We start from the raw sequence: 14,337 nt of genomic DNA, 5'->3' as shown, positions 1-14,337 counted from the left end.
AAGGAAACATGCATGCTGCTTTCCGGACCTGCGATGGAACAGTCTGGCGGATCGGTCACTCCGGTCCTGTCTGTGAAGAACCTGACGACGTCGTTCAAGGTGAACGACGAATGGAAGACGGTTGTGCGCAACATCTCGTTCGATGTGGCACCGCGCGAGACGGTTGCGATCGTGGGCGAAAGCGGCTCCGGAAAATCGGTAACGTCGCTGTCGATCATGCGGCTGTTGCAGAAGAATTCGAGCCGCATCGAGGGTCAGGTCTTTCTTCAGGGCAAGGAGCTTCTGGCCCTGCCGGAGGAAGAGATGCGGCGCGTGCGCGGCAACGATATCTCGATGATCTTCCAGGAGCCGATGACCTCGCTCAATCCGATCTTTCCGATCGGAAAGCAGATTGCCGAGGCGCTGACGGTTCACACCAACATCTCCAAGGCCGAGGCAAAGGCAGAGGTGATACGGCTTCTCGAAAAAGTCCGCATCCCCAATGCCAAAAGCCGGTTCGACGAATATCCGCACCAGTTTTCCGGCGGCATGCGCCAGCGCGTGATGATCGCCATGGCGCTTGCGGCCAAGCCGAAGCTTCTGATTGCCGACGAGCCGACGACGGCGCTGGACGTGACGATCCAGGGGCAGATCCTCGACCTCATCAAGATGCTGCAGGAAGAAGAGGGCATGTCCGTCCTGTTCATCACCCATGACATGGGCGTGGTGGCGGAAGTGGCCGACCGGACAATCGTGATGTTCCGTGGCGACGCGGTCGAAACCGGCCAGACCGGCGATATTTTCCACCGCGGCCAGCATGCCTATACGCGGGCGCTTCTTTCCGCCGTGCCGCGGCTGGGTTCGATGGGGCAGAGCAAGCTGCCGATGCGGTTTCCGCTGATCGACGTCAACACCGGCGAACAGCAGGTTCTGGGCGAAGTGTTCGACACGGTCGCCAAGGGCAAGACGCCGATCCTCGACGTGAAGGACCTGACGACGCGGTTCGACATCCATTCCGGCCTTCTCGGACGCAAGTCCGGGGCGGTGCATGCGGTGGAAAAGGTCTCGTTCGATCTCTATGCCGGCGAAACGCTTGCGCTGGTGGGTGAATCAGGTTGCGGTAAGTCGACCACCGGACGGTCCGTGACGCGGCTGATCACGCCGACCAGCGGTACCGTGCAGGTTGATGGATATGACGTGATGAGCCTCGATCAGCATGCGCTTCGAACAATGCGCCGGTCGATCCAGATGGTGTTCCAGGATCCGTTCGCTTCCTTGAACCCGCGCATGAGCGTGGGGTCTGCCGTCGCCGAACCGTTTATCGAGCACAAGCTCGGCACCAAGGCGCAGGCGCGCGAAAAGGCGGCGAACCTTCTCGAAAAGGTCGGACTTTCGGCCGACATGATGCGGCGCTTCCCGCACGAGTTTTCAGGCGGCCAGCGGCAGCGCATCGCGATCGCCAGGGCTTTGATGCTCGATCCGAAGGTGATCGTTGCCGACGAAGCGGTGTCGGCGCTGGACGTGTCGATCAAGGCGCAGGTCTGCAACCTGCTGCTCGACCTGCAGCAGTCTCTGAACCTCGCCTTCCTGTTCATCTCCCACGACATGGCCGTGGTGGAGCGCGTGAGCCACCGGGTGGCAGTGATGTATCTGGGCGAAATCGTCGAGATCGGCCCGCGTGCGGCGGTGTTTGAAAACCCGCAGCATCCCTACACGAAGAAACTGATGTCGGCGGTGCCGGTGCCGGATCCGTCACGGCGCCGGATCAAGCGCAACCTTTCCACCGAAGAGATCAAGAGCCCGATCAGATCGGTCGATTTCGTGCCGCCGGTGCGGGAATATCGCGAAGTCGGCGCAGGCCACGTCGTGCAGGTGGCCTGACGTCGGACGGCCCGGAACGAACGCGAAGGCGGCGCAAACTGGGGCGCCGCCTCGCATCTATCATTTGTCGGATTTCGCGATCTGCAGTATGATGGCTGCATGAGCGACAGGGATGATATCCGCCAGCGGACACTGGAAGCAGCGCACCTGCAGATGATCGAGGGCAACCCGCTCGACGCTGAGCAAATTGCCATGTTCGAAATGTTCGATCGGGAACGCTGGCCTGAAGAAAAACAGGTTGCTTATATTCTGGGGCGTGCACGCGATGCATCGCTTTCCGACGCTGCAGAATGAACGACGACCCCTACGTTTATCCGGGGACGCGCACGCTTAAAAATAAACTAGGAATTTCGGACGTCGATAAGCTTGATTATCACGAGCGCGAAATCGTGACGATGCGTAGTCGCCAGAAAATCCCCGTGGGTAATTTCGACCTGAAGCATCTGCGGGCCATCCACCGTCATCTCTTTCAGGATATGTACGACTGGGCTGGCGAGGTCCGGACCGTGGAGATTTCCAAAGGGTCGAGCCAGTTCCAGTTCCGGCAGTATATCGAGACCGGCATGGCCGATGTCCATCGACGCATCACGGCAGGCAATTATCTCCGTGGTCTCCAGAGGCCTGAATTTGCCGCGAAAGTCGCGCCGATTATTGGCGACGTGAACTATGTCCATCCGTTCCGCGAGGGCAATGGCCGCACGCAGGCACATTATCTGAAACAGCTTTGCGGACAGGCCGGACATTGGCTCGATCTGACGAAAATCGATCCCGCAGGTTGGATCGAGGCTTCGAAACAGGCGCAGATTAGCAATTATCAAATGATGGAGACTGTCCTCTCCGAGGCTTTGGGCAAAAGCTCTCCCTGAGGGCATGGTTTCCCCATCCCCATTTGACAGCCCCTCAAAAAACATGTCAGCAAATCGACCAGAGGAGATTTACTGCCATGGCTAAACGGAGTGATACCCAAGGCCGGCTTGACGATGCTGCGCGCGCGGGCTGGCTCTACTACGTCGCGGGGAGGACCCAGGACGAGATCGCCAATGCCATGGGCATTTCCCGCCAGTCGGCCCAGCGGCTCGTGTCGCTTGCGGTTGCCGAGCGGTTGATCAAGGTCCGGCTCGACCATCCGATCTCCGCTTGTCTCGAACTCGCTGAAGGGCTGCGCAAGAAATACGATCTCAAGCATGCGGAAATCGTGCCGAGCGATCCGGGGGGCAGTTCATCCACGGTCGGTATCGCCGAAGCGGGCGCGGGCGAGATCGAGCGCTGGCTGAAACGGCCGGATCCGATCATCATTGCGGTTGGGACAGGTCGGACGCTGAAAGCCGCTGTCGATCAGCTGCCGCCGATGGAATGCCCGCAGCACCGTATCGTGTCGCTGACCGGCAATATCGGGCCGGACGGGTCGGCCGCCTACTACAACGTCATCTTCTCGATGGCCGATGCCATCAAGGCGCGGCACTTTCCGATGCCGCTGCCGGTCCTTTGTGCCTCCATCGAGGAGCGCGACACGCTGCATGACCAGGCGCTCGTGCGCTCGACACTTGCGCTCGGGGCACAAGCCGACGTCACCTTTGTCGGGATCGGCGAACTCGGCGTCGATGCGCCGCTCTGCGTCGACGGATTTCTGGAGCGCGACGAAATGGTGTCGCTGGTCGATCGCGGTGCCGCGGGCGAAATTTGCGGCTGGATCTACGATCAGCAGGGTGAGTTGCTCGACAATGCCGTCAACGGCCGGGTGGCCTCCGTGCCGATCCCGTCGCGCGAGACATGCTGTGTCATTGGCATTGCCCAAGGCAAGAAGAAATGGGTCGCCATGCGCGCAGCCCTGAAAGGCGGACTGCTCAACGGCATCATCACCGACGAGGCCGCCGCGCGGTATCTGCTTACTGCTTAAGCGCGGCAGATAGAATTCTGCCTGAAATTTCAGTGAATTGTCGCTTTCGGTTGCATCGCAGCGATGAATTCCCATTGACTTGCGCTAGCTTTATGTGGGTAATTGCCCATGAGCAAAGCGAATGCTCGCATTCCATCTTCTCGGGAGGAAGATATGACCATGAAAACTATTCTGCTGGGCGCCTGCTCAGCTCTGGCCTTTGTGGCCACGACTGCATCTGCCGAAACCCTCACCATTGCGACAGTCAACAACGGCGACATGGTCCGCATGCAGGGCCTGACGTCCGAGTTCACCAAGGCGAACCCGGACATCCAGGTCGAGTGGGTCACGCTCGAAGAAAACGTCCTGCGCGAACGCGTGACGACCGATATCGCGGCTGGTGGCGGCCAGTACGACATCGTCACGATCGGCAACTACGAAGTTCCGATCTGGGCCAAGCAGAAGTGGCTTCTGCCGCTCGAAGGTCTCGGCGACAAGTACGACATGGACGACCTGCTGCCAGCGATCCGCGGCGGTCTTTCGGTTGAAAACAAGCTCTATGCGGCACCGTTCTACGGCGAATCCGCCATGATCATGTACCGCAAGGACCTGTTCGAAAAAGCCGGCCTGAAAATGCCGGAAACCCCGACCTGGGAATTCATCGCTGACGCTGCCAAGAAGATGACCGACCGCAAGGCCGACATCAGCGGCATGTGCCTTCGTGGCAAGGCCGGCTGGGGCGAGAACATGGCCTTCGTTTCGGCGCTGACCAACTCGTTCGGCGGACGCTGGTTCGACGAAAACTGGAAGCCGCAGTTCGATCAGCCGGAATGGAAGGCAGCACTTACCTTCTACGCCGACATGATGAAGAATTCCGGCCCGTCAGGCGCTTCGTCCAACGGCTTCAACGAAAACCTGACGCTGTTCCAGCAGGGCAAGTGCGGCATGTGGATCGACGCGACCGTCGCTGCATCGTTCGTATCGAACCCGAAGGACTCCAAGGTTGCCGACAAGGTCGGTTACGCGCTCTTCCCAAGCAAGGAAGGCGTCGCCAACCACGGCAACTGGCTGTGGTCCTGGAACCTTGCCGTTCCGGCATCGTCCAAGAAGGCTGAATCGGCTCAGAAGTTCATCTCCTGGGCAACCAGCAAGGAATACACGACGCTTGTTGCTGCCAAGGAAGGCTGGGCCAACGTTCCTCCGGGCACGCGCACCTCGCTCTACAAGAACGCGGACTACCAGAAGGCAGCCGCCTTCGCAGCTCCGACGCTTGCTGCCATGGACGCTGCCGACATCACCAAGCCGACCGTCAAGCCGGTGCCTTATACCGGTGGCCAGTTCGTCGCGATCCCTGAATTCCAGGCTCTCGGCACCACTGTCGGTCAGTTGTTCTCGGCTGTCATCGCCGGCCAGTCCACGGTCGACGACGCGCTTGCCGCCGCTCAGGCAACGGCAACCCGCGACATGACCCGCGCCGGTTACATCAAGTAAGCTTGGTCAAGACACTGCTGTCCGGCATCCGTGCCGGGCAGCAGATCACAGGATGACGATTGGATGCTGAACTGCATCTCGCTGTTCCAGCACGCTACCCTATAAAAACAAGATCATGCCTTCGCGTCCTCCTCTGGCCGCGTGCGGCGCGCTTACCTCCGGGGAGGGGCCTCAAAGATGGCAACGCAAAATACCAAGACGTTGGCACGCCTGATGATGGCGCCCTCCGTCATCGTTCTTTTGGTCTGGATGGCCGTACCGCTCGCAATGACGCTGTACTACTCGTTCCAGAACTACAACCTGCTGACGCCGCAGAACGTGAGCTTCGCAGGCTTCTTCAATTACCAGTATTTCTACACCGATCCGGCCTTCTTCCAGTCGATCTGGAACACGATGCTGCTGGTGCTCGGCGTGCTCGGCATTACCGTCATAGGCGGTGTCGCGATCGCGCTTCTGCTCGACCAGCCGATCTTCGGCCAGGGTATCGTGCGCATTCTGGTGATCTCGCCGTTCTTCGTGATGCCGCCGGTGGCGGCCTTGATCTGGAAGAACATGATCATGCATCCGGGCTACGGCGTGCTGGCGGATCTCGCCCGGTTCTTCGGGGTTCAACCGATCGACTGGTTTGCCCAGTATCCGCTGTTTGCGGTGATCATCATCGTCGCCTGGCAATGGTTGCCGTTTGCGACGCTTATCCTTTTGACGGCGCTTCAGTCGCTCGACAGCGAGCAGCGCGAAGCAGCCGAAATGGATGGCGCCAACTTCTTCAACCGCTTCATCTACCTGACGCTGCCGCATCTTTCGCGCGCGATCACGGTCGTCATCCTGATCCAGACGATCTTCCTGCTCGGCATCTACGCTGAAATCCTGGTCACCACCAATGGCGGTCCGGGCTATGCGTCCACCAACCTCACCTTCCTCATCTACCGCACTGCACGTCTCGGCTATGACGTCGGCGGGGGTGCAGCGGGTGGTATCATCGCCGTCGTGCTTGCCAACATCGTCGCCTTCTTCCTGATGCGCGCCGTCGGCAAGAACCTGGACAAGTAGGAGGAACGATCATGGCTCGCAAAGTAACAACCGGAGCGAAGATCGGCTGGACAATCCTGGCCTGGGTCGTCGCACTCCTGATCTTCTTCCCCATCCTCTACGCGCTGATCACCAGCCTGAAGACGGAGCAGGAAGCGATCGCCGGCTTCAGCCTGATCCCGTCGGGCACGCTTGAGAACTACATCACGGTGCAGACGCAGCGCGATTACTTCAAGCCGTTCATGAACTCGGTGATCCTGTCGGTAGGCTCAACCATCCTCGCGCTGATCATCGCGATCCCCGGGGCCTGGGCGATGGCGTTCGCACCTGGCAAGCGTACCAAGGACATCCTGATGTGGATGCTGTCGACCAAGATGATGCCGGCCGTGGCGGTGCTGCTGCCGATCTTCATCCTGTTTCGCAACTTTGGCCTGCTCGACAGCCGCATCGGCCTCACCATCATGCTGACGCTGATCAACCTGCCGATCGTGGTGTGGATGCTCTACACATACTTTCGCGAAATTCCGGGCGAAATCCTGGAAGCGGCACGGATGGACGGCGCCAACCTGTGGAAGGAAATCGTCTACGTGCTGACGCCGATGGCGGTTCCCGGCATCGCCTCGACGCTGCTCCTCAACATCATCCTTGCCTGGAACGAAGCGTTCTGGACGATCCAGCTGACCACGACAAACGCGGCTCCGCTGACGGCCTTCATCGCCTCCTTCTCCTCGCCGCAGGGTCTGTTCTGGGCAAAGCTTTCGGCGGCCTCGACCATGGCCATCGCGCCGATCCTCATCCTCGGCTGGTTCAGCCAGAAGCAACTCGTTCGCGGCCTCACGTTTGGCGCGGTTAAGTAAGGATCACTTTCATGGGCAGCATTACTCTTTCCAAAGTGTCGAAGACGTTCGGCGAAGCCAAGGTCATCCCGTCGATCGATCTCGAAATCAACGACGGCGAGTTCGTCGTGTTCGTCGGACCTTCGGGTTGCGGCAAGTCCACGCTTCTGCGTCTCATTGCGGGGCTTGAAGACGTGACCGGCGGCCAGATCAAGATCGATGGTCGCGACGTGACGGACGCCGCTCCGGCCGAACGCGGGCTTGCGATGGTGTTCCAGTCCTATGCGCTCTATCCGCATATGAGCGTGCGCAAGAACATCGCCTTCCCGCTCAAGATGGCGAAGATGGAACAGTCGGCGATCGACAAGAAGGTCGCCGATGCGGCGCACATCCTCAACCTCACCGATTATCTCGAGCGTCGCCCCGGCCAGCTTTCGGGCGGCCAGCGCCAGCGCGTGGCGATCGGCCGTGCGATCGTGCGCGAACCTTCGGCCTTCCTGTTCGACGAGCCGCTCTCCAACCTCGATGCGGCACTGCGCGGCACGATGCGTCTGGAGATCAGCGACCTGCACAACCAGCTGAAGACCACGATGGTCTACGTTACGCACGACCAGATCGAAGCCATGACCATGGCCGACAAGATCGTGGTGCTCAACCGCGGCAATATCGAGCAGGTCGGTTCGCCGCTCGAGCTCTACAAGTCGCCGCGCAATCTGTTTGTCGCGGGCTTTATCGGTTCGCCGAAGATGAACCTGCTGGAAGGTGACTACGCCAAGGCGAGGAACGCCAAGACCGTGGGCGTACGTCCCGAACATATCGGGCTTTCCAAGGACAGCGGTCTGTGGACCGGCCGGGTTTCGGTTGCCGAACATCTGGGCGCCGACACGTTCCTGCATCTCGACGTTGATGGTATCGGCCCGATCACGGCGCGTGCCGGCGGCGAGTTCGGCGCGAGCTACGGCGACACGGTCTACCTGACGCCGGATGAAACCAAACTGCATCGCTTCGACGACAAGGGTCTTGCGATCCGGGCCTGAATGATCCCAAAGGCCTGAACAGCAGGCCAATCGGAGTATGAGAAAATGACTGTGAAGCTTTCGTTGGCAACTCTCAAGGATGCCGCAGCGACCGCTGGCGTGCCCGCCTACGATCCGAAGACACTCTCCCCCGGCATCGTACATTTCGGCGTCGGCAACTTCCACCGCGCCCACCAGGCGATCTACCTGGACGACCTGTTCAACATCGGCAAGGGCCATGACTGGGCCATCATCGGCGCAGGCGTGATGCCGTCCGATGCGGCCATGCGCGACAAGCTGAAGGCGCAGGATTTCCTCACCACCGTCGTGGAGCAGGACAACAACAAGACCGGCGCCCGCGTGACCGCGCCGATGATCGACATCATCGCGCCTGACGACAAGCAGGCGCTGATCGAGAAGCTGGCCGATCCGACCATCCGCATCGTCTCCATGACGATCACCGAGGGTGGCTATTTCATCGACGCGTCCGGCCATTTCAACCCGGCCCATCCGGCCATGGTGGAAGACGGCAGCAACCCGGGTGCGCCGAAGACGGTGTTCGGGCTGATCCTTGCCGGCCTCAAGCTTCGCCGTTCGCGCGGCCTTGCGCCATTCACGATCATGTCCTGCGACAACATTCCCGGCAACGGTCACGTGACGGAAAACACCGTCGTTGGTCTCGCCAAGCTTTCGGATCCGGATTTCGCGACCTGGATCCACGACAGTGTCGCGTTCCCGAATTCGATGGTCGACCGCATCACGCCGGCCACCGGTCCGCGCGAAGTCGATATCCTCAAGAATGACTACAATATCGACGATAACTGGCCGGTATTCTGCGAAGAGTTCAAGCAGTGGGTGATGGAAGATCATTTCCCGCTCGGCCGTCCGGCGCTTGAAGAAGTCGGCGTTCAGTTCGTGCCCGACGTCGCGCCCTACGAGCTGATGAAGCTGCGCATCCTCAACGGCGGCCATGCGACGATCGCTTATCCCGGCGAGTTGCTGGACATCCATTTCGTGCACGAGGCAATGGAGCATCCGCTGATCCGGGCCTTCCTTGCAAAGCTCGAGAAGGAAGAGATCATCCCGATCGTGCCGCCGGTTCCAGATACGAGCCTCGACGACTATTTCGACCTGATCGAGCACCGCTTCCTCAACCCGAAGATCGGCGACACCATTCCGCGCCTGGCGCAGGACGGTTCCAACCGCCAGCCGAAGTTCATCCTGCCATCGACCCGCGACCGGCTGGACCAGGGTCTCGACATCGTCGGCCTGTCGCTTGTGTCGGCGCTGTGGTGCCGTTATTTTGCGGGCACGTCGGATAGCGGTCGCCAGATCGTGTTCAACGATACGAGTGCCGAGAAACTGCAGGCTGCCGCGATCAAGGCCAAGGACGATCCGGATGCGTTTCTCGTGTTCGACGAGATCTTCGGCGAAGTCTCGACGTCGGACCTGTTCCGCAAGCGGTTCGCGCATGCGCTGAAGACGCTCTGGACGGAGGGCACGGCCAAGACGCTGCAGCTCTATCTCGACGACCAGCTCGTCAAGGATTGAGGTGAACACCGTGACGGGAATTAGCGCAATCAAACCACGCCATCTCGTGATCTTCGATTGCGACGGCGTCCTTGTCGACAGCGAGCCGTTGTCGGTGCGGGTTCTGGTGGCTGCGCTCAACCGCCACGGTATCGAAATGGCCGAGGAGGAAGCCTATGAGCGCTTCCTCGGCCGCAGCCTGGCGACCATGCGCCAGGTCATGGACGAGGAATACGGTTTCCACACCGGGCCGGAATTTCTCGAGGGTATGCGCACCGATCTCTACAGCCTGTTCAAGGCCGAGCTGAAGCCGATCCCCGGCATCGCCGAAACGCTCGAGGCGCTCGGGCTTCAAGCCTGCGTCGCATCCTCCAGCAATCCCGACCGCATCCGGCTGTCGCTGACGATCACCGGCCTGATCGACAAGCTCGATCCCCATATCTTTAGCGCCACAATGGTGAAGAACGGCAAGCCCGCGCCGGACCTCTTCCTGCTGGCAGCAAGCGAAATGGGGTTCGCGCCGGAAGATTGCATCGTCATTGAAGACAGCCCCGCGGGCATCGAGGCGGCCCAGCGGGCGGGCATGGCGTCATTCGCCTTTACCGGCGGATCGCACACCCACACTTCCGGATACCGTGACCGGATCGAGGCGCTATCGCCCGACGTCGTGTTTGACGCGATGCCGGATTTGCTCCACCTTGTCCAAAAATATATCGAGGATCGCAACGGTTCGGTTTCCGCAAACACCTGAAGCTCGGCTTTCAGGCTGGCGGGACGCGACGGGGACAGTCTGCGCGACTTACAGGGACAGGAAACAAATCGGGATGCGTGATTTTCTCGTTGCGGTCGATATCGGCACGGCAAGCGCCCGTGCCGGCGTGTTCGGCCGCGACGGAACGCTGATTGCGAAATCCAAACATCCCATCCTGATGTTCCGCCCGCGGGACAAGCACGCCGAACATTCCTCCGAAGACATCTGGTCCGCAACCTGCATCTCCGTGAAAGCGGCGTTGGCCGAGGCTGGGATTTCTGCATCCCAGGTGGCGGCCATCGGCTTTGACGCGACTTGCTCGCTTGTGGCGCGGGACCGCGACGGCGCACCGTTGAGCGTATCTGTCAGCGGCAACGCATATCAGGATACGATTGTCTGGCTTGACCACCGGGCAATCGCCGAGGCGGAGACGCTGTCAAGAAGCGGCCATGCGGTGCTTGATTTCGCTGGCGGATCGATCTCGCCGGAAATGGAAATGCCCAAGCTGATGTGGCTGAAGCAGAACTTTCCAGACAGCTGGAGCCGGGCCGGTTACTTCTTCGATCTTGCCGATTTCCTGACCTGGAAAGCCACAGGTTCCGCGTCGCGTTCGCGCTGCACGCTGACGGCCAAATGGAATTACCTGGCGCATGAGACGCCGGGCTGGAGCGCGGATTATCTGGCGCTTGCCGGGCTCGACGACCTTATTGAGAAGGGCGGTCTGCCGGACGATACGATCGGTGTCGGCGGCTCGATCGGACCGCTCAGCGAAAAGGCGGCGGCCGAACTTGGCCTCGATACCGGCGTTCAGGTCGCGCCGGGAATGATCGACGCTTACGCGGGTGCCTATGGCGTGCTTGGCGGTGTTGGGGCGAAAAGCTTTCCAGGCTCGTCGCTGGAGACGAGCGTTGCCCTGATCGGGGGTACATCGAGCTGCATCGTCGCCTTCACCAGGGAGCCGAAACCCGGTCGCAGCCTTTGGGGCCCATATTACGAGGCGGTACTGCCCGACCATTGGCTGGTCGAAGGCGGACAGTCGGCGGCGGGCGCGCTGCTCGATCATATCGTCATGATGCACGCAGCCGGCGGCGAGCCGACCACCGAGCTGCATGAGCGGATCATTGCCCGTGTCGGCGAGATGCGTGCAGCGGCAGGCGGCGAGGAGATCGCGCCGGATCTGCACATTCTGCCGGATTTTCACGGCAACCGTTCGCCGCTTGCCGACCCGCATGCGACCGGCGTCATCAGCGGGCTGACGCTCGATACGTCCTTCGACGGGCTTTGCCGCCGCTATTGGCGGACCTGCGTGTCGATCGCGCTCGGCATCCGTCATATTCTCGATGCGATGGCTGACTTTGGGTACCGGTTCGAGACGCTGCACGTGACCGGCGGGCATGTGAACAATCCGCTGCTGGTGGAACTCTATGCGGATGTTACGGGCTGCAGGGTAGTCATCCCGAACAACCGCGACGCGGTTCTGCTTGGAACGGCCATGGCTGCCGCGGTCGCGGGCGGTCTGCACGGCTCGTTGCTTGATGCCGGACATGCGATGAACAGCGGCGGCAGCGAGCGGCTACCCAGCACGGGACGAGACCTTTATGAGCGCGACTACCGGCGGTTCCTTGCGATGATCCGTCACCGCGAAGAGCTGCGGTCGCTGGACTAAGCTGCAACTCAGCCCGAAAGCTGATCCGCCTCGACGATGCGCTCTCCCTTTTCACCGCCGATTGCCGCATCCAGCAGAACTTTTGCCACCACATGGGCCGGGCTGAGGCGCAGCCGTCGCGGCAGGATGGGATGGGCGATCTTCAGCGCCATGCTTGCAAGCCGTTCGCCGAGCCGGAATTCGCTGCGGTCGCCGCCGAGAAGGCCGGGCCTGACAATGGTGAGCGTGGAAAAGCCGATGCCGCGGATGGCATCTTCAAGCTCGCCCTTGGTGCGCAGGTAAAGCAGGCTGGACTTCGAATTGGCGCCGGTGGACGAGACGAGCGAGAAACGGGTTGCACCTCGTTCATACGCGCGCCGGGCCGCACCGAGCGGCGTGGCGTAATCCACCAGACGGAAGGCCTCGTCCGATCCCGCCTTTGCCCGCGTGGTGCCGAGCGCCGAAATGACCGCGTCGACGGTCCACCAGTCCGCGTCGGGAAGACCGCTGCTAAGATCGGTGATGGGATTTTCGAGCTTCGGATGGGCCGGCAAGGCCGTCGGAGGCAGCGGCCGGCGGGTGGGCGCGACGACGCGGGTGACCCGGTCGTCCTTGAGCGCCAGTTCGAGGACGTGGCCGCCGACCAATCCGGTCGCGCCAAGGAGCAGCAGGCTTGTCATGCGGATCTCCGTCACTACCACGCCCGGTGCGGGTGTCTGCCGGTGAGTATATGATTCTCGCGGCGAGATTCCTATATCCACCGGCGCTTGTTCCAGAGCGATGGTTGACCTACATGGTGCGGGCCTAACCTGGAGACGCAGATGATCCTCGACGCCGCACGCCTATCGCTGATCAACCTGTTTGCGCCCGAGACGAGATCGGCCTTCTGGAAGACGCTGGGGCTGACATTCCTGATCCTGATCGGGTTGTGGTTCGGCTTGCGCGAGCTCTTTGCGCTCTATCTCTGGCCCTGGTTTGCCGCCTTCTTTCCGGATGTGCCTGATTGGACGGGATGGCTGACGCTGTTTGCGGCGATCGCGGCCGGCATCGGGCTGGCGCTGGTGCTGGCTCTGCTGATCGCGCCGATCACTGCGCTCATCGCGGGTCTGTTTCTCGACGATGTGGCGGCAGTGATCGAAAAACGGGACTATCCCGATGACGTGCCGGGCCGGGAAATGCCGCTCGGACAGGCGATCCTAGGGTCGATCCAGTTTCTCGGCATCGTCATCATCGGCAATATCATCGCGCTGCTTTTGCTGTTCATTCCCGGCGTCAACCTCATCGCGTTCTTCCTGGTGAACGGGTATCTGCTGGGGCGGGAGTTCTTCGAGTTCGCCGCGATGCGGTTACGGCCGCCGGCAGAGGCGCGGGCTTTCCGCTCGAAGCATTCCTCCACCGTGTTCGTGGCGGGCCTTTTGATCGCCGGCTTCCTGGCGATCCCCTTCGTCAACCTGCTGACGCCGCTGTTTGCAGCCGGGCTGATGGTGCATCTGCACAAGAAGGTATCGAAGCGCGATCCGTCCTTCCGGCTTCAGGCGCCGATCACCTGAGGCGGTAGCTCGATAAGCGGCGCTGGGATAGGACAGGTCTTTTCGGGCGACCGACAGAGGTCGGCGATAACGCAGTGCTCGCATTCGGGCTTGCGGGCCTTGCAGGTATAGCGGCCGTGCAGGATCAGCCAGTGATGGGCGTGGAACAGGTACTGGTCGGGGATGACCTTCAGGAACTGCTCTTCGACCTCATCCGGCGTTTTACCGGGCGCCATCAGGCAGCGGTTGCCGATGCGAAACACGTGGGTATCGACGGCAAGCGTCGGGATGCCGAAGGCCATGGACATCACCACATTGGCCGTCTTGCGGCCGACGCCCGGCAGGCGCACCAGGTCCTCGCGTGTGCTTGGCACCTCGGATCCGAACTCGTCGATCAGCATGCGACAGAGCGCGATGACGTTCTTGGCCTTGTTGCGATAGAGGCCGATCGTCCTGATATGGGCGATGACGCCGTCCTCGCCGAGTGCCAGCATCTTTTCCGGCGTGTCGGCGATCCTGAACAGCTCGCGTGTCGCCCGGTTGACGCCGATATCGGTTGCCTGCGCCGACAGCGCCACGGCGACCACGAGCGTAAACGGGTTCACGTGCTCGAGCTCGCCCTTCGGCTCCGGCCGCTGCACCGAGAAGCGGCGGAAGATCTCCACCATTTCGTCAGGCGTATAGGCCGGCTTGAAGCGTTTCGGCTTCCGGCCTTTGGTGGTGCTGCTTTTTGTCGCCGGGGTTTTCGTGGATTTGATTTTCGCAAGGGCCATG

General features: G+C 61.1%; 14 protein-coding genes. 12 read left to right on the top strand and 2 right to left on the bottom strand.

Going from position 1 to position 14,337, the window contains the following annotated elements:
- Window positions 1–12: 12 nt before the first annotated feature.
- The 11 genes from ACQY1P_RS19535 to ACQY1P_RS19485 all read left to right on the top strand — a co-directional run bounded on the left by ACQY1P_RS19535 (window position 13) and on the right by ACQY1P_RS19485 (window position 12,055).
- Window positions 13–1,860 (top strand): ABC transporter ATP-binding protein, encoded by a 1,848-nt coding sequence (locus ACQY1P_RS19535; protein WP_192077696.1) that lies wholly within the window; start codon window positions 13–15, stop codon window positions 1,858–1,860.
- A gap of 99 nt (window positions 1,861–1,959) precedes the next feature.
- Window positions 1,960–2,154: a hypothetical protein gene (locus ACQY1P_RS19530; protein ID WP_062461281.1), complete on the top strand. Its 195-nt coding sequence runs from the start codon at window positions 1,960–1,962 to the stop codon at window positions 2,152–2,154.
- Window positions 2,151–2,726 (top strand): Fic/DOC family protein, encoded by a 576-nt coding sequence (locus tag ACQY1P_RS19525; protein ID WP_430254997.1) that lies wholly within the window; start codon window positions 2,151–2,153, stop codon window positions 2,724–2,726. Before ACQY1P_RS19530 ends, ACQY1P_RS19525 begins: the two co-directional genes overlap by 4 nt.
- 77 nt (window positions 2,727–2,803) lie before the next feature.
- On the top strand, window positions 2,804–3,757 hold the full coding sequence (locus tag ACQY1P_RS19520) for a sugar-binding transcriptional regulator (protein WP_113167285.1): 954 nt from the start codon (window positions 2,804–2,806) through the stop codon (window positions 3,755–3,757).
- Window positions 3,758–3,910: 153 nt separating this feature from the next.
- Entirely contained in the window at window positions 3,911–5,227 is a 1,317-nt protein-coding gene (locus ACQY1P_RS19515; protein WP_092659665.1) for an ABC transporter substrate-binding protein, read from the top strand.
- 177 nt (window positions 5,228–5,404) lie between these two features.
- Window positions 5,405–6,277 (top strand): carbohydrate ABC transporter permease, encoded by an 873-nt coding sequence (locus ACQY1P_RS19510; RefSeq protein ID WP_062461269.1) that lies wholly within the window; start codon window positions 5,405–5,407, stop codon window positions 6,275–6,277.
- A gap of 11 nt (window positions 6,278–6,288) precedes the next feature.
- On the top strand, window positions 6,289–7,113 hold the full coding sequence (locus tag ACQY1P_RS19505; protein ID WP_062461266.1) for a carbohydrate ABC transporter permease: 825 nt from the start codon (window positions 6,289–6,291) through the stop codon (window positions 7,111–7,113).
- 11 nt (window positions 7,114–7,124) lie between these two features.
- Window positions 7,125–8,129: an ABC transporter ATP-binding protein gene (locus ACQY1P_RS19500; RefSeq protein ID WP_325263279.1), complete on the top strand. Its 1,005-nt coding sequence runs from the start codon at window positions 7,125–7,127 to the stop codon at window positions 8,127–8,129.
- A 45-nt stretch (window positions 8,130–8,174) separates the two neighbouring features.
- Complete coding sequence (locus ACQY1P_RS19495) at window positions 8,175–9,659, top strand: mannitol dehydrogenase family protein (RefSeq protein WP_430254994.1); 1,485 nt, start codon at window positions 8,175–8,177, stop codon at window positions 9,657–9,659.
- Window positions 9,660–9,678: 19 nt separating this feature from the next.
- Window positions 9,679–10,389, top strand: coding sequence for an HAD-IA family hydrolase (locus tag ACQY1P_RS19490; RefSeq protein WP_174196854.1), 711 nt, complete (start codon window positions 9,679–9,681; stop codon window positions 10,387–10,389).
- Window positions 10,390–10,462: 73 nt separating this feature from the next.
- Window positions 10,463–12,055, top strand: coding sequence for an FGGY-family carbohydrate kinase (locus ACQY1P_RS19485; RefSeq protein WP_430254993.1), 1,593 nt, complete (start codon window positions 10,463–10,465; stop codon window positions 12,053–12,055).
- Between the two features lie 8 nt (window positions 12,056–12,063).
- Here ACQY1P_RS19485 and ACQY1P_RS19480 read toward each other — a convergent pair whose 3' ends face one another.
- A complete protein-coding gene (locus tag ACQY1P_RS19480) occupies window positions 12,064–12,714 on the bottom strand; it encodes an NAD(P)H-binding protein (RefSeq protein ID WP_430254991.1) in 651 nt (216 codons plus the stop codon).
- A 141-nt stretch (window positions 12,715–12,855) separates the two neighbouring features.
- Between ACQY1P_RS19480 and ACQY1P_RS19475 the strand changes: the two genes are divergently transcribed.
- Window positions 12,856–13,584, top strand: a complete 729-nt coding sequence (locus ACQY1P_RS19475) for a sulfate transporter family protein (protein WP_430254989.1) — start codon at window positions 12,856–12,858, stop codon at window positions 13,582–13,584.
- Here the strand turns inward: ACQY1P_RS19475 and nth are convergent.
- Entirely contained in the window at window positions 13,566–14,336 is a 771-nt protein-coding gene (gene nth, locus ACQY1P_RS19470; protein ID WP_430254987.1) for an endonuclease III, read from the bottom strand. The genes ACQY1P_RS19475 and nth overlap by 19 nt on opposite strands.
- Window position 14,337 lies beyond the last annotated feature (1 nt).

It is taken from the genome of Neorhizobium sp. DAR64872/K0K18 (genome assembly GCF_050500175.1).
GTDB classification, from domain to species: domain Bacteria; phylum Pseudomonadota; class Alphaproteobacteria; order Rhizobiales; family Rhizobiaceae; genus Neorhizobium; species Neorhizobium soli.
The sequence above is the reverse complement of the archived record's forward strand: the minus strand, read 5'-3'. Positions and strand labels throughout refer to the sequence as shown.

What these genes read in the sequence shown, in the direction of transcription:
- ACQY1P_RS19500 (WP_325263279.1), top strand. Translation starts at nt 7,125, where the DNA reads ATGGGCAGCATTACTCTTTCCAAAGTGTCGAAGACGTTCGGCGAAGCC.
- ACQY1P_RS19520 (WP_113167285.1), top strand. Translation starts at nt 2,804, where the DNA reads ATGGCTAAACGGAGTGATACCCAAGGCCGGCTTGACGATGCTGCGCGC.
- ACQY1P_RS19495 (WP_430254994.1), top strand. Translation starts at nt 8,175, where the DNA reads ATGACTGTGAAGCTTTCGTTGGCAACTCTCAAGGATGCCGCAGCGACC.
- ACQY1P_RS19475 (WP_430254989.1), top strand. Translation starts at nt 12,856, where the DNA reads ATGATCCTCGACGCCGCACGCCTATCGCTGATCAACCTGTTTGCGCCC.
- ACQY1P_RS19505 (WP_062461266.1), top strand. Translation starts at nt 6,289, where the DNA reads ATGGCTCGCAAAGTAACAACCGGAGCGAAGATCGGCTGGACAATCCTG.
- ACQY1P_RS19530 (WP_062461281.1), top strand. Translation starts at nt 1,960, where the DNA reads ATGAGCGACAGGGATGATATCCGCCAGCGGACACTGGAAGCAGCGCAC.
- ACQY1P_RS19535 (WP_192077696.1), top strand. Translation starts at nt 13, where the DNA reads ATGCTGCTTTCCGGACCTGCGATGGAACAGTCTGGCGGATCGGTCACT.
- ACQY1P_RS19510 (WP_062461269.1), top strand. Translation starts at nt 5,405, where the DNA reads ATGGCAACGCAAAATACCAAGACGTTGGCACGCCTGATGATGGCGCCC.
- ACQY1P_RS19480 (WP_430254991.1), bottom strand. Translation starts at nt 12,714, where the DNA reads ATGACAAGCCTGCTGCTCCTTGGCGCGACCGGATTGGTCGGCGGCCAC.
- ACQY1P_RS19485 (WP_430254993.1), top strand. Translation starts at nt 10,463, where the DNA reads ATGCGTGATTTTCTCGTTGCGGTCGATATCGGCACGGCAAGCGCCCGT.
- nth (WP_430254987.1), bottom strand. Translation starts at nt 14,336, where the DNA reads ATGGCCCTTGCGAAAATCAAATCCACGAAAACCCCGGCGACAAAAAGC.
- ACQY1P_RS19515 (WP_092659665.1), top strand. Translation starts at nt 3,911, where the DNA reads ATGACCATGAAAACTATTCTGCTGGGCGCCTGCTCAGCTCTGGCCTTT.
- ACQY1P_RS19525 (WP_430254997.1), top strand. Translation starts at nt 2,151, where the DNA reads ATGAACGACGACCCCTACGTTTATCCGGGGACGCGCACGCTTAAAAAT.